Raw genomic sequence first — 14,337 nt, forward strand, 5'->3', positions numbered from 1 at the left:
CATCAGGTGTTTGGATCGGGGAGGGTGGAGCCTGCCAGGACGGCACCGGTCAAAAAACTGAATCGGAGAGCAGTGGAGCGGCCACTGAGACCACAGCGCAGTAACGTTCAGGCGAAAAAAAGCGGGGCTCACGGGCCGCGCTTTTTTTTGCCTGAAGAAAAACCGGGAGCAGAATCGAATAAACCATTTGATACAGGTGTTCACTGGTTTGTATTCACTTTTTCTCACAATTTCGACTTTAATCTTTCCTTAACCCTTCGGCTTCAGACTCTTGATCGTATTTCTCGATATTTCAAAGCAAAATTTTCCGCTTTAATTCGATAGATAACTCGATAGTCTTGGGCCAGTACTCACAGGGATCTAGGCAATGCAGCTACGTAACTCTACCTCCCGCTACGGCTGGGTCAGTATCTTCATGCACTGGGGCGTGGCACTGGCCGTGTTCGGTTTGTTCGCCCTGGGGCTGTGGATGGTCGACCTGGGTTATTACGACCCATGGCGCAAGTCGGGGCCGGATCTGCACAAGAGCATTGGCTTGATCCTGCTGGGGGTCATGGTATTGCGCGTGTTGTGGCGCTTCATCAGCCCGCCGCCGCCAACCCTGGCCAGCTACGGCCGCATGACGCGTCTGGGCGCCATGCTCGGCCATGCTTTTCTGTATTTCTGTCTGTTCGCTGTGATGATTGCCGGTTACCTGATTTCCACCGCTGAAGGTGCCGGGATCCCGGTGTTTGACTGGTTTGAAGTGCCTGCCCTGATTTCCGGACTACCGGACCAGGCAGATAACGCTGGCGCGATTCACCTCTACCTGGCGTGGGCGCTGGTAATTTTTTCCGGCCTCCATGCGTTGGCAGCATTGAAGCACCACTTTATCGACCGTGATGTGACCCTCAAGCGCATGCTGGGTCGCAAAGCCTGAAGTTCAACCTCGACTCCCAAGGAAAACAAAGCATGTTGAAAAAGACTCTCGCCGCTCTGGCAATCGGCTCCGCTCTGCTGTCCGCCAACGTGATGGCGGCTGACTACACCGTCGACAAGCAAGGCCAGCACGCCTTCGTCGACTTCAAGATCAGCCACCTGGGCTACAGCTACATCACCGGTACTTTCAAGGACCTCGACGGCACGTTCAGCTTCGACGCTGCCAAGCCTGAAGACAGCAAGATCGAGTTCAACGTGAACACTGCCAGCGTCTTCACCAACAATGCTGAACGTGACAAGCACATCTCCAGCAAAGACTTCCTGAAAGTGGCTGATTTCCCCAAGGCTACCTTCAAGTCCACCAGCGTTAAATCCACTGGCAAAAACGCCGCTGGCAAAGACACTGCAGACGTGAACGGCGACCTGACGATTGCTGGCGTTACCAAGCCAGTGGTGATCAAGGCCACTTTCCTGGGTGAAGGCAAGGATCCATGGGGCGGCTACCGTGCTGGCTTCGAGGGCACTACCAGCATCAAGCGTTCCGATTTCGGCAAGATGATGGACCTGGGTCCACAGTCCGACGCAGTCGATCTGTACGTTACGTTTGAAGGTGTAAAAGCGAAGTAATGCTGAGACCGTAGGAGCCGGCTTGCTGGCGATAGCGTCTTCCGAGACACGGCAGAAACCGAGTTGCCCCAATCGCCAGCAAGCCGGCTCCTACAGGTTTTTCGCCATAAAAAATGCCCCGGCTCTTTCGAACCGGGGCATTTTTCATTGCAGCGATAACTCAGCGATTGCGGGTCAGCAGCGCTGGTTTCTCACCACGAGGACGGCTTGGCAGTTGATCCAGTTGCTCAGGTGTCGGGAAGCGGTCAGCCTTCGACTCCTTGTGCATGATCTTCGGCGCGGGGCCACGTGGGTTCTGCACAGCAGGTTCCGAACGCGGCTGGTCGTCACGGGCCGGGCGGCGATTGCGTGAGTCTTCACGACGCGCCTGACCATCGCGCGGCGCACCACTGCGTGGACCGCTGCGCTTGGCTGGCGGTGTGCCGGTGGTAGCGCCGTCGCTGTTGCGCGGACCGTTCTGACGACCACCCTGTGGCTTGCCGGAACGCGGAGCGCCCGCACCTGCTGCAGTGCCTTGTGCCGGAGCACCCGGACGACGGCCACGGCCTTGCGCGGGTTTCTGCTGAGGCACGTAGTCGACGCGGTTACCGAAGTTATCGATATCGTCATCCAGGAACTCGTCCGGGGCGCGGTCAGCGGCGGCACGAGGAGGCTGTGACGGACGCTGTTCGCGAGCCGGAGTGCCTTCACGTGGCTTCTGCTGACGGGCAGGGCGCTCGCCGCGTTCGCCGGCCGGCTTTTCCTTGCCCTTGTCTTTGCCTTTGTCCTTGCGACCGCCGCCGCCACCGCTGCCGTTCGGACCGTCGCCGCGCGGGCCACGTGGATTGCGCGGGTTGCGCATGTCCGGACGCTCGCGAACTTCAGGTTTTTCCGCTTCGATGGTGCTGGCATCGAAGCCCATCAGGTCGCCGTCGGCGATTTTCTGCTTGGTCATGCGTTCGATGCTTTTCAGCAGTTTTTCTTCGTCCGGGGCTACCAGCGAGATCGCCTCGCCCGAACGACCGGCACGGCCGGTACGGCCGATACGGTGCACGTAGTCTTCATCGACGTTCGGCAGTTCGAAGTTGACCACGTGGGGCAACTGGTCGATGTCCAGGCCGCGGGCGGCGATGTCGGTGGCCACCAGGATGCGCACGGTGCCGGCCTTGAAGTCGGCCAGGGCTTTGGTGCGGGCGTTCTGGCTCTTGTTGCCGTGGATCGCGACGGCGCTCAGGCCGTGTTTGTCCAGGTACTCGGCCAGGCGGTTGGCGCCGTGCTTGGTGCGGGTGAACACCAGTACCTGTTCCCAGGCTCCGGCGGTGATCAGGTGGGCCAGCAAGGCCCGCTTGTGGCTGGCCGGCAGGCGGAATACGCGCTGCTCGATGCGCTCGACCGTGGTGTTCGGCGGCGTGACTTCGATGCGTTCCGGGTTGTGCAGCAGCTTGCCGGCGAGGTCGGTGATGTCCTTGGAGAAGGTCGCCGAGAACAACAGGTTCTGGCGTTTGGCCGGCAGACGCGCCAGCACTTTCTTCACGTCGTGGACGAAACCCATGTCGAGCATGCGGTCGGCTTCGTCCAGCACGAGGATTTCCACGTGGGACAGGTCGACGCTGCCTTGGCCGGCGAGGTCGAGCAGGCGGCCAGGGCAGGCCACCAGCACGTCTACGCCACGGGACATGGCCTGAACCTGCGGGTTCATGCCAACGCCACCGAAGATGCAGGCACTGACGAACTTCAGGTCACGGGCATAGACCTTGAAGCTTTCATGCACTTGGGCTGCGAGTTCGCGAGTCGGGGTCAGGACCAGTACGCGCGGCTGGCGCGGGCCGTGACGCTGGGATTTGTCCGGGTGACCGTTAGGGAACAACCTCTCCAGGATCGGAAGGGCGAAACCGCCGGTTTTACCAGTACCTGTCTGTGCCGCGACCATCAGGTCGCGACCTTGCAACACGGCGGGAATGGCCCGCTGTTGCACCGGAGTAGGCTCGGTATAGCCCGCCGCCTCGATGGCGCGGACTAAAGCCTCGGAGAGACCGAGGGAAGCAAAGGACATGAGTAATCCTGTTCTAGTTAGGGCTTGGCCCAATGGGAGTCTTGCCTGGCGCGAATGGCGTTTAAGAGGACGCAATCCCGTCCGGTCCTGCTGGGTCTCGAAGGCTCGTCTGCAAGCGCTCGCGCGGGCTGAAAGCTGCGCAGTAGCGGGGTTGAGATGCCTTTAACGATTCCGAGCGTCCGGGCGTGAGCCTGGCGGGAAGGCCGGAGTATAACAGAGCAATCACTGCGCGCCGCTTTCCTGCTGCTCAACGGTTTTTTCCGTGGCGGCCGTGGTCTTTCCAGTCTTCACGCTGGCGCCCGGTTCCGCGCCGTAGCGGGCACTCAGTTCGGCGTAGGCGGGTTCGCGCTTGAAACGTTTGAGTTCGGCGCCGAAACGTTGCACCAGCAGGTCCATGCCTGCATTGCGCCGCACCGCGAGAAACTGGCTCTGCTGGCTGATGACCGTGGGGTTTTCGGTGATCTTGTCGCGGATGCCCAGTTCGTCGAGCAAATGCTGGCCGACCCGGCGGTCGGTGATCAGCAGGTCAATACGCCCGCGTACCAGCTTGCCGAAGTTGGCCTCATGGGTGGGGGCCGGCTCGCGGGTGAACAGCGTCGAATCACTGAAGTCCTTGCTGTACAGGTAACCCGGCGAGGTGCCGATGGTCAGGCCGCGCAGGTCATCGAGGGTGCGAAACGGATGGGGCCGGTCATTGGCGTAGAACAGCACGAACTGGACTTCAGACAGTGGTTCGCTGGGGTAGAGCAGGGTCGCATCACGCTCGTCGCTGTGAAAAATGTCCAGCGCACCGTCGGCCTGGCCCGACTCAAGCATCGACAGGCAGCGTTTCCATGGCAGGAACTGCCACTCCACTTCGATGCCCAGGCGCTTGAAGACAATGGCGGTGGTTTCGTAGTCCAGGCCCAGTGATTTGCCGTTGTTGTCTTCGTATACGTAAGGCGCCCACGGTTCCGTGACAATGCGCAGCTTCTCGCCCCGGGCGGCGAAGCTCAGGCAAGTGAAGACAAGCAAGGCGATTAACTGCGTGATCAAAGGCATGGGCTGAGATTACGACGAGAAACCGGAAAGAGCCAGAAACTCACCGCAGATGCTCTAAGTCCGTGGATTGCCACACATTAATAGTGCGTTGAAAGCAAAAGATCGCAACCTGCGAAAGTTCCTACAGGAGCTGTCGAAGATTGCGATCCTTTGATTTTAGTCAGCAGCTTTTAGCTTGTAGCTGCTTCAGCGCGGCAACTTCAGGTTGTTCCACACTGCCAGGCTCGCTTCAGCCTGGTTCAGCGTGTAGAAGTGCAGCCCCGGAGCGCCGCCCTGCAGCAGTTGTTCGCACATTTCGGTGATGACCTGTTCGCCAAAGCGCTGAATGCTCTGGGTGTCGTCGCCGTAGGCTTCCAGCTGCTTGCGGATCCAGCGCGGGATTTCCGCACCGCAGGCATCGGAGAAGCGCGCCAGCTTGCTGTAGTTGGTGATCGGCATGATGCCCGGCACGATCGGGATGTTCACGCCCAGCGCTCGTACGCGTTCCACAAAGTAGAAGTAGCAGTCGGCGTTGAAGAAATACTGGGTGATCGCACTGTCGGCGCCGGCATTGGCCTTGCGCACGAAGTTGGCGACATCGTCTTCGAAGTTGCGCGCTTGCGGATGCATTTCCGGGTAGGCGGCGACTTCGATGTGGAAATGATCACCGGTTTCTTCACGAATGAATTCCACCAGGTCATTGGCGTGGCGCATTTCGCCACTGGCCATGCCCATGCCCGAAGGCAGGTCACCGCGCAGGGCGACGATACGCTTGATGCCGGCGGCCTTGTACTGGGCCAGCAGGCCGCGCAAGTCGTCCTTGCTGTCGCCTACGCAAGACAAGTGCGGGGCAGCAGGGATTTTGACTTCGCTTTCGAGCTGCAACACGGTGTTCAGCGTGCGATCACGGGTCGAACCGCCGGCGCCGTAGGTGCAGGAAAAGAAATCGGGGTTGTAGGTAGCCAGCTGGCGAGCAGTGGCGAGCAGCTTTTCATGCCCAGCATCGGTCTTCGTAGGGAAGAACTCGAAGCTGTAGCGACGATCTTGGGACATGGTCATATCCTTGGAAACGCGTAAGCCTGAGGGGCCGGTTTGTCCGCATTCGCCAGCAAGCCGGCTCCTACAGGATTTACGTCGTACCGTCATGTTGCGTACGACTACTCACTTGTAGGAGCCGGCTTGCTGGCGATGCAGGCAACGCGGTGTATCAGAACACCGCTATTGCCGATCAGCGGATCAGTAGCGGTAAGCGTGCGGCTTGAACGGACCTTCGACGGTCACGCCGATGTAGTCGGCCTGGGTCTTGGTCAGTTGAGTCACGACGCCGCCGAAGCCACGGACCATTTCCAGGGCCACTTCTTCGTCGAGTTTCTTCGGCAGTACTTCAACGGTCAGGCGCTCGGCTTTCTGGGCTGGCGACAGGTCGGCGTACTTCTGGCCGAACAGGAAGATCTGCGCCAGGACCTGGTTGGCGAACGAGCCGTCCATGATGCGGCTCGGGTGGCCGGTTGCATTACCCAGGTTAACCAGACGGCCTTCGGCCAGCAGGATCAGGTAGTCGTCGTTCTGTGGGTCGAAATCGCCAGCGCCGGTACGGTGGATCTTGTGCACCTGTGGCTTAACTTCTTCCCATGCCCAGTTCTTGCGCATGAAAGCGGTGTCGATTTCGTTGTCGAAGTGGCCGATGTTGCAGACAACAGCGCGCTTCTTCAGGGCCTTCAGCATGTTCGAGTCGCAAACGTTGACGTTACCGGTGGTGGTCACGATCAGGTCGATCTTGCCCAGCAGCGCTTTGTCGATGCTTGCTTCGGTGCCGGTGTTGATACCGTCGATGAACGGCGAAACCAGTTCGAAACCGTCCATGCAGGCTTGCATGGCGCAGATCGGGTCGACTTCGGAGACTTTAACGATCATGCCTTCCTGACGCAGGGACTGGGCGGAACCCTTGCCCACGTCACCGTAGCCGATCACCAGCGCTTGCTTGCCGGACAGCAGGTGGTCGGTGCCGCGCTTGATCGCATCGTTCAGGCTGTGACGGCAGCCGTACTTGTTGTCGTTCTTGCTCTTGGTCACCGAGTCGTTGACGTTGATGGCCGGGATTTTCAGCTCGCCCTTGGCCAGCATGTCCAGCAGGCGGTGAACGCCAGTGGTGGTCTCTTCGGTCACACCGTGGACGCGGTCCAGAACGGCTGGGTATTTCTTGTGCAGCAGCTCGGTCAGGTCGCCGCCGTCGTCGAGGATCATGTTGGCGTCCCAAGGCGCGCCATCCTTCAGGATGGTTTGCTCCAGGCACCACTCGTACTCTTCTTCAGTCTCGCCTTTCCAGGCGAAAACCGGGATGCCGGCAGCAGCGATGGAAGCGGCGGCCTGATCCTGAGTCGAGAAAATGTTGCAGGACGACCAGCGCACTTCGGCACCCAGGGCAACCAGGGTTTCGATCAGCACGGCGGTCTGAATGGTCATGTGGATGCAGCCGAGGATCTTCGCGCCCTTGAGCGGTTGCTCTTCGGAGTACTTGCGACGCAGACCCATCAGGGCTGGCATTTCGGATTCAGCGATGATGGTTTCGCGACGGCCCCAGGCAGCCAGGGACATGTCGGCGACTTTATAGTCGGTGAAATCTGCAGGCGTGTTGACAGCGCTCATGAAGAGCCTCCATTCGTAATGTATGCGAATGGGCGCCGTTGTGCGTTTAGTGTCTGGCTTAAGGCCAGGCAACGCCCCATCCGAGCCTGACAGGTCTAGCCTGCTGCAGCGCCCCTCGGACAGGTGGCGGGAAAACGGTATCAAGTGATGATGACCGTTTTGAAACGGTGGCGATTATAGCGGGCTATGCTGATCTTCCAAAGCGTTTCTGTCAGTCAATGTCCGAACGGTAATCGAGACCATAGTCGATGCTCAATAGAGCTCTAGCTCGGGCTCTGCCATGATGGTCAGCATCATTCGGCAAGACGCTCAGGAGTGAATATGAATTTCCACACCCGCAAATGGGTAAAACCCGAAGACCTCAACCCGAACGGCACGTTGTTCGGCGGCAGCCTGTTGCGCTGGATCGACGAAGAGGCGGCGATCTACGCCATCGTCCAATTGGGCAATCAGCGTGTGGTCACCAAGTACATTTCCGAAATCAACTTCGTCAGCGCCTCGCGCCAGGGCGACATCATCGAGCTGGGTATCACGGCTACCGAGTTTGGCCGCACCTCGATCACCCTGACGTGCGAAGTGCGCAACAAGATCACCCGCAAGAGCATCCTCACGGTCGAGAAAATGGTGTTCGTGAACCTCGGTGAAGACGGCTTGCCGGCGCCTCACGGCCGGACCGAGATCAAGTACGTCAAGGATCAGTTCCAGGACTAGGACGCTGGTCAGTGAGATCGGTGTCGTCCCCTTCGCGAGCAAGCCCGCTCCCACACTGGATCACCGTCGGACACAAATTTTGTATCCACTGAAGATCAAATGTGGGAGCGGGCTTGCTCGCGAAGGCGATCTGCTGAACCTGGAGATTTGTCTGCCTACTGAACAGTCGTGAACCCCACGGTGTCGTAGCTAAATAGCCCGCCACCGGTTGCGCATCCCATGAACTCGGCACACGACGGCAAGACCCCGAACCTTTCGGCGCAAGAAGAGCACGAAGTCGAAAAGAGCCAGCCGCCCCGTGCCGCGGTACTGCACGAGATCATTCGTGCCCAGGGCGATCAGGAGCTGGAGCGCAGCATTGCGGCGTTGTGGTGGTCGGCGCTGGCAGCCGGCCTGACCATGGGCCTGTCGCTGATGGCCATGGGCTTGCTCAATTCCCGTCTACCGGACGATGAAGGCTTCAAGGTGATCGCGAGTTTCGGCTATTGCGCCGGTTTTCTCGCGGTGATCCTGGCCCGCCAGCAACTGTTCACCGAAAACACCCTGACCGCCGTGCTGCCGGTGATGACCAAGCCGACGCTCGCCAATTTCGGCCGTCTGCTGCGGCTATGGACGGTGGTGTTGATCGGCAACCTTTGCGGCACCTTGCTGGTGGCGTACGTGATGCTGGAATTGCCGATCTTCGACAGCAAGACCGATGTCGCCTTCCTTGATATCGGGCGCAAGGTCATGGAAAACCACGCCAGCCAGATGTTCGCCAAGGGCATCATTTCCGGATGGATGATCGCCACCATGGTCTGGATGATTCCATCCATGGAGAGCGCCAAGATGTGGATCATCATCCTCATCACCTACCTCATGGCGCTGGGAGATTTCACTCACATCGTGGTCGGTTCGCTGGAGGTCTCGTATCTGGTGTTTGCCGGTGAGTTGCCGTGGAGTGATTTCTGGCTGGTGTTCGCCGGGCCGACGCTGGCGGGGAACATCATCGGTGGCAGTTTCATTTTCGCGCTGATCAGCCATGCGCAGATTCGCAGCGAAAGCGGGCCGCCCAAGCAGGCTGCGGATCAAGGCGAGCAGCCCGACCCGCCCATGAAGCGAAAGTAATCAGCCCGCCACATCAAGCGCAGCTGCACCGCGACGCTGGCGATAGATAAAGAACATCGCCGTCAGTACGGTCAGGCCACTGACCAGTGCGCCCGTCCACGGCAAGTCCGCCAGATCCGCGCCGCTGGCCACCACCAGGCCACCGATCCAGGCCCCGGCGGCGTTGCCGAGGTTGAAGGCGCTCTGGTTCAAGGTCGAACCCAGGTTCGGTGCTTCGTGGGCCTGGTCGATGATCAGCAATTGCAGGATCGGGCACAGGGCGAAGGCGAACGTCCCCCATAGCACCAGCGTGATCGCCGCCGGGATTGCCGAATGGCTGGTTTGCGTGAAGGCCGCCAGCACCACCAGTACCGCGAGCGCCATGCCCACCAGCGAAGGCAGCAAGCGGCTGTCGGCCAGACGTCCACCGAGCATGCTGCCGGCGGTCAAGCCAACGCCGAACAACAGCAGCATGAGGGTGACGCCGTGCGGGCTGACGCCGGTGATGTCCTGCAGGATCGGCGCGATGTAGGTGAACACGCTGAACAGGCTGGTCGAGGCCAGCACACTCATGCCCAGGGCCAGCAGTACGTTGGCCTTGCCCAGCACCTTGAACTCGCTGGCCAGGTTGGCTTTATCCATTGCGATGTTTTTCGGCAGCCACACCCATTGCGCAATGGCGGCCAGCACCCCGATCACCGACACCGCCCAGAAGGTCGAACGCCAACCGGCGTATTGCCCGAGCGCGGTGCCCAGTGGCACGCCGAGCACGTTGGCCAGGGTCAGGCCGGTGAACATCATGGCAATCGCCTGGGCGCGTTTGTTCGGTGCGACCAGCCCGGCGGCCACCACCGAACCGATACCGAAAAATGCGCCGTGGCACAGAGCCGTGATCACTCGCGCGGCCATCAGCGTCGCGTAATTCGGCGCCAGGGCGCAGAGCATGTTGCCGAGGATGAACATCAGCGTCATGCCCAGCAGGGTAGCTTTGCGCGGCATGTTGGCGGTGCCGACGGCCAGGACCGGTGCGCCGAACACCACGCCCAGGGCATAACCGGTGATCAGCAATCCGGCATCGGGAATGCTCACGCTGAGGTCGCGGGCGACGTCGGGCAACAGACCCATGATGACGAATTCGGTGGTGCCGATGCCGAAGGCGGCAACAGCGAGGGCAAGCAAGGCGAGTGGCATGCGCAGGGTCTCTGTCGGTAGTCTTGACGCTGTGATCAGGCATACGCATGCCAAAGACCGTTCTCGGGGAGAGCGGGCCAAGGGCAGATTTTATTGGAATTGGTCTGTGCGCAACTGAGTGCGGCGTGGTCGTTTGCAGTATAAACAGCTGCTGACATATGGCGAATCAATTCTCTACCGAACACTGTAGGAGCGAGCTTGCTCGCGATGGACGTGAACGAAGACGCGTATTTGCCGGTTGGCTACGTTGCCCTCACGTTTTTCGCGAGCAAGCTCGCTCCTACAAGAGGTGGGTCAATATAAGGAGTAGGCCGTGCTTGCGACGGCGTTGGTGTTGGTGGCGGCGCTGTTGCACGCGGCGTGGAATACCCTGATCAAATTCAGTGCGGAGCGGCTGCTGGTGGTGGCCTGCATGGACAGCGTGGCGCTGCTCTTTGTCGCGCTGATGTTGCCGTTCCTGAGCGTGCCGCCGATGGAGATCTGGCCGTGGATCCTGGCATCGGCGGCGTTCGAGTTGCTCTATCGCTATTTGCTGATCCAGGCCTATCGGGTCGGCGACCTCGGGCTGGTCTATCCATTGATGCGCGGCCTGTCACCGTTGGTGGTGCTGGCGCTGACGCTGATCTTTGCCGGGGAAGTACTGACCCATCAACAGATTTTCGGCATCCTGCTGATCCCGTTCGGCATGCTGTGCCTGCTCTGGCAGGGGGGCGGCGGTGCGCGTTTGCCGTGGTCGATGTTGCCGGTGGTGGCGTTGATCGGCCTGTGCATCGGTTGCTACACCTACATCGACGGGCAGGCATTGCGGCGTTGGTCCCATCCTCTGGATTACCTGGTCTGGGTCACCATGCTCAGTGCCTGGCCGTTTCCGTTGTTGGCAGTGGTACGCAAACGACCCGCGTTCATGCTGTTCTGGCGCGAGCAGTGGCGGTTGGGCCTGGCGGTCGGGTTTTGCGTGTTGTTCAGCTACGCTCTGGTGCTGTGGGCGATGCAATTGGGCTCGATTGCAGAAGCAGCGGCGTTGCGCGAGATCAGCGTGATTCTGGTGGTGCTGTTTGGCATGCGTTACCTCAAAGAACCTTTTGGCGGACCGCGCCTCTTAGCCTGTGGGTTGGTGCTGATTGGCATATTGGTCATGAAATTTTGACTGTTCTGAAACGTGAAGAAGGGATTGCTTTATGACGGTTGCTCTGTGGTGCATTTTGATTGCGATCTTCCTGCCGTATCTGTGCACGGCCGTGGCGAAGATCAGCGGCGGATACGGTTTGAGACACAATCATGATCCACGAGGGTTTCTCGATTCGCTGGAGGGGTTGGGCAAGCGGGCGAATGCGGCGCAGCTGAACAGTTTTGAGGTGACGCCAGCGTTTGCAGCCGCAGTGATTGTGGCGCACCTGGCGGGCAACGCCGAATTGGTGACAATCAATGTGTTGTCGGTGTTGTTCATCACCAGTCGTTTGCTTTACATCATTTTCTATCTGACGGACCTGGCGGCGCTGCGGTCGTTGATGTGGTTCGTCGGGATGGGGCTGATCGTGAGTTTCTTTGTGGTGTCGGTCTGACAGATCTCCAGGGTTTTTGCCGGCCGCTTCGCGAGCAAGCCCGCTCCCACATTTGATCTTCAGTGGACACAAAACTTGTGTTCGACGGTGATCCTATGTGGGAGCGGGCTTGCTCGCGAAAGCGGCCTGTCAGGCGACGCGGGACTCAAGGATTGGCTTTGACCGCATCCGCCACCTGCGGCACTTGCGGCAACGCTGCACCTTTGGGCCAGAGCATCCAGATCTGCCCCTGCTGCTTCATGTCCCCGGCCAATTGCCCGGCCGCATCACCGGTACCCCAGAACAGATCCGCCCGGACTTCACCGGCAATTGCGCCGCCGGTGTCTTGAGCTGCCACGGGTCGAACCAGTGCGGTACCGTCCGGTCTGGTGGTGGACAGCCACAACAGGCTGCCCAGCGGAATCACCTTGCGATCCACCGCCGCACTGTAACCGGCGGTCAACGGTACGTTCAGCGAGCCGCGCGGACCTTCGTTGCTGTCCGGGTTGCGGGTGAAGAACACATAGCTGGGGTTGCTGCCGAGCAGTTCGGGAATCCGCGATGGATTGGCCTTGGCCCAGGTGCTGATGGCGCCCATGGTCACGTCTTCTTTTTTCAACTCACCCTGCTCCACCAGCCAGCGGCCGATCGGTCGATACGGGTGGCCGTTCTGGTCGGCGTAAGCAATGCGCAACTGGCGGCCATTGTCGAGCTGGATACGACCCGAACCCTGGATTTGCAAGAACTGCAGGTTCATCGGATCGGTCAGCCAGGCCACGACCGGGGCCTTGACCCCTTTGCTTTCGATGGTTGCCGCATCGTCGTACGGCTTGAGCACGCGACCTTCAAGTCGACCACGCAGGCGTTTGCCCTTGAGTTCCGGGTAAATGCTGTCGAGGGCGACGATGATCATGTCCTCGGGGACGCCATAGACCGGGACGTTGGCAACGTTGGTCTGGGTCAGGCTCCCGGGATAGACCGGTTCGTAGTAGCCGGTGATCAAGCCGTTGGGGTTGTCGTTGGCGGCACGCAGGCCATAGACATCGAGGTTCTGCTTGAGGAAGCCGCGAATGTCGCTGGCGGTTTGCGGCACATTGGCCGCCGCTGCGCAGGTGTCGCCCCAGACCGGGTCGGCCTTGAGTCGGGTGCAGGCGCTGCGCCAAGAACCGAAACCGGCTTCCAGATCGGTGTCGGACACCGCTGGCAGCGCTTCCCAGGTGGCGCTGGAGTAGGTGGCCAGGGCATGGGTTTTCGGTTGTTTGTTGTCGCCACCGGTGCAGCCTGCAAGCAGGGCCACCATCGGCAGGCTCCAGGCCAGGCTGTGACGCCATGCCTTGAAACGGCTGTTCATGGAGTGATTCCTTTGCCGGTTGCCTGAGCGCTCCATGCGTTCAGGCAACCCTTATTGATAATAGGGCTATTGGTCTTTGCCGATGAGGCGAGGATACTGGCCGCCGTTTCCCGTGACCTGAAGCCACCATGACTCTTAAAAGACTTTCTGTTGTATTGCTGGCCTGCCTGACATTGTCCGCTTGTGGCGGAGTCGACCCTAACTCGCCGCTCGGCCAGCGCAAGGCCATTTTCAAGCAGATGCTCAAGACCGGTGAAGACCTGGGTGGCATGCTGCGCGGGCGCATTCCGTTCGATGGCCCGAAGTTCGCCGAGGGCTCGGTGAAACTCGATGCGCTGTCCCGTGAGCCGTGGCAACACTTTCCGCAGGTCCGCGAGGAAGATCACACCAGCGCCAAGAGTGATGTCTGGGAGCAGCAGGCGCGTTTCCAGGGCATGGCCCGTGATCTTGAATCCGCCACCGGTGAATTGGTGATCGCCAGCCAGGTTCAACCCTACAAGGCCAGCAACCTGGGGCCGGCGGTGCAGAAAGTCGAAGATGCTTGCAGTGCGTGTCATAAGGCGTTTCGGGATCATTGATTGGTATTGCTCGGTCTGACGCCTTCGCGAGCAAGCCCGCTCCCACATTTGACTCTCGGTTGACACAAATGCTGTGTTCACTGAAGAACCAATGTGGGAGCGGGCTTGCTCGCGAAGACTGCTTTGGTAACACCAAAGATCTTTGTTCGTTATCGGTTCTTATTTATCCAGCTCATCCAGTGCGTCCTGCAATTCCTTGCGGGCATCGGCGAGTTTGTCTTTGCGCTTGTTGATCTTGTCGGAGTCGCCTTTGCTCATGGCTTTGTCGAGGTCCGCCTGACGCTTGCTGACTTCGTGCCTGGCGTCGAGCACCTTGTTTTCCCGTTCTTTCTTCAGCGAGGCGTCGGTGCAGTTCGCTTCGACTTCGCTCAGGGCTTTTTCCAGGCCTGCCTGTTGGTCGGCGTTGCCGTGGACCTTGGCCAGTTCGATCTGGTTGACGATGCCTTGCTTCTTGGCGGCGCAACCGGTCAGCCCTGGTGCTTCCTCGTCCGCCATCAACGGGGTGGCCAGCACGCAGCAGAGGGTCAACAGGGCGAGCGGTGAAAGAAGTTTCATAAAAGCTCCATGTAAGAAGGCAAGCGGGCCGGTGTGGCAATGGCTTGTTTGAGCCCGGCGGCCCCCTTGGGGTTCCCGCTG

General features: G+C 59.9%; 14 protein-coding genes and 1 riboswitch. Of the genes, 7 read left to right on the plus strand and 7 right to left on the minus strand.

Annotated features, from left to right (window positions below):
- The first annotated feature begins 367 nt into the window (after positions 1 to 367).
- Entirely contained in the window at positions 368 to 919 is a 552-nt protein-coding gene (locus tag KGA88_RS06520; RefSeq protein ID WP_110660522.1) for a cytochrome b, read from the plus strand.
- Positions 920 to 951: 32 nt separating this feature from the next.
- Positions 952 to 1,545 (plus strand): YceI family protein, encoded by a 594-nt coding sequence (locus KGA88_RS06525; RefSeq protein WP_223589725.1) that lies wholly within the window; start codon positions 952 to 954, stop codon positions 1,543 to 1,545.
- 160 nt (positions 1,546 to 1,705) lie between these two features.
- Here KGA88_RS06525 and KGA88_RS06530 read toward each other — a convergent pair whose 3' ends face one another.
- From KGA88_RS06530 to ahcY, 4 genes are all read right to left on the minus strand, one after another.
- Complete coding sequence (locus KGA88_RS06530; RefSeq protein ID WP_223589728.1) at positions 1,706 to 3,577, minus strand: DEAD/DEAH box helicase; 1,872 nt, start codon at positions 3,575 to 3,577, stop codon at positions 1,706 to 1,708.
- A gap of 222 nt (positions 3,578 to 3,799) precedes the next feature.
- Positions 3,800 to 4,618 carry a substrate-binding periplasmic protein gene (locus KGA88_RS06535; RefSeq protein ID WP_223589731.1) on the minus strand — a complete coding sequence of 273 codons (819 nt, stop codon included), beginning with the start codon at positions 4,616 to 4,618 and terminating at the stop codon, positions 3,800 to 3,802.
- 186 nt (positions 4,619 to 4,804) lie between these two features.
- Complete coding sequence (metF, locus tag KGA88_RS06540; protein WP_110660518.1) at positions 4,805 to 5,650, minus strand: methylenetetrahydrofolate reductase [NAD(P)H]; 846 nt, start codon at positions 5,648 to 5,650, stop codon at positions 4,805 to 4,807.
- A 183-nt stretch (positions 5,651 to 5,833) separates the two neighbouring features.
- A complete protein-coding gene (gene ahcY / locus KGA88_RS06545) occupies positions 5,834 to 7,243 on the minus strand; it encodes an adenosylhomocysteinase (protein ID WP_110661711.1) in 1,410 nt (469 codons plus the stop codon).
- A gap of 23 nt (positions 7,244 to 7,266) precedes the next feature.
- A riboswitch (S-adenosyl-L-homocysteine riboswitch) is annotated at positions 7,267 to 7,366 on the minus strand.
- A 198-nt stretch (positions 7,367 to 7,564) separates the two neighbouring features.
- Between ahcY and KGA88_RS06550 the strand changes: the two genes are divergently transcribed.
- Positions 7,565 to 7,954: an acyl-CoA thioesterase gene (locus KGA88_RS06550; RefSeq protein WP_317851657.1), complete on the plus strand. Its 390-nt coding sequence runs from the start codon at positions 7,565 to 7,567 to the stop codon at positions 7,952 to 7,954.
- A gap of 219 nt (positions 7,955 to 8,173) precedes the next feature.
- Positions 8,174 to 9,061, plus strand: coding sequence for a formate/nitrite transporter family protein (locus KGA88_RS06555; RefSeq protein WP_223589733.1), 888 nt, complete (start codon positions 8,174 to 8,176; stop codon positions 9,059 to 9,061).
- Here the strand turns inward: KGA88_RS06555 and KGA88_RS06560 are convergent, their stop codons facing one another.
- Entirely contained in the window at positions 9,062 to 10,231 is a 1,170-nt protein-coding gene (locus KGA88_RS06560) for an MFS transporter (protein ID WP_110661713.1), read from the minus strand.
- A gap of 313 nt (positions 10,232 to 10,544) precedes the next feature.
- Between KGA88_RS06560 and KGA88_RS06565 the strand changes: the two genes are divergently transcribed.
- Together KGA88_RS06565 and KGA88_RS06570 are read left to right on the plus strand one after the other, a co-directional pair.
- Positions 10,545 to 11,378, plus strand: coding sequence for an EamA family transporter (locus KGA88_RS06565; protein ID WP_110661714.1), 834 nt, complete (start codon positions 10,545 to 10,547; stop codon positions 11,376 to 11,378).
- 31 nt (positions 11,379 to 11,409) lie between these two features.
- On the plus strand, positions 11,410 to 11,793 hold the full coding sequence (locus KGA88_RS06570; RefSeq protein ID WP_223589735.1) for an MAPEG family protein: 384 nt from the start codon (positions 11,410 to 11,412) through the stop codon (positions 11,791 to 11,793).
- A 145-nt stretch (positions 11,794 to 11,938) separates the two neighbouring features.
- Here the strand turns inward: KGA88_RS06570 and KGA88_RS06575 are convergent, their stop codons facing one another.
- On the minus strand, positions 11,939 to 13,123 hold the full coding sequence (locus tag KGA88_RS06575) for a murein transglycosylase A (protein WP_110662940.1): 1,185 nt from the start codon (positions 13,121 to 13,123) through the stop codon (positions 11,939 to 11,941).
- A 128-nt stretch (positions 13,124 to 13,251) separates the two neighbouring features.
- Here KGA88_RS06575 and KGA88_RS06580 point away from each other — a divergent pair, with 128 nt between their 5' ends.
- Positions 13,252 to 13,701 carry a c-type cytochrome gene (locus tag KGA88_RS06580; RefSeq protein WP_110662942.1) on the plus strand — a complete coding sequence of 150 codons (450 nt, stop codon included), beginning with the start codon at positions 13,252 to 13,254 and terminating at the stop codon, positions 13,699 to 13,701.
- Between the two features lie 159 nt (positions 13,702 to 13,860).
- On the opposite strand, the gene KGA88_RS06585 is transcribed toward KGA88_RS06580, so the two are convergent.
- Positions 13,861 to 14,256: a DUF1090 domain-containing protein gene (locus tag KGA88_RS06585; protein ID WP_223589737.1), complete on the minus strand. Its 396-nt coding sequence runs from the start codon at positions 14,254 to 14,256 to the stop codon at positions 13,861 to 13,863.
- Positions 14,257 to 14,337: the final 81 nt, after the last annotated feature.

Origin of the sequence: Pseudomonas sp. A-R-19, assembly GCF_019956575.1 — a bacterium.
Lineage (GTDB): Bacteria > Pseudomonadota > Gammaproteobacteria > Pseudomonadales > Pseudomonadaceae > Aquipseudomonas.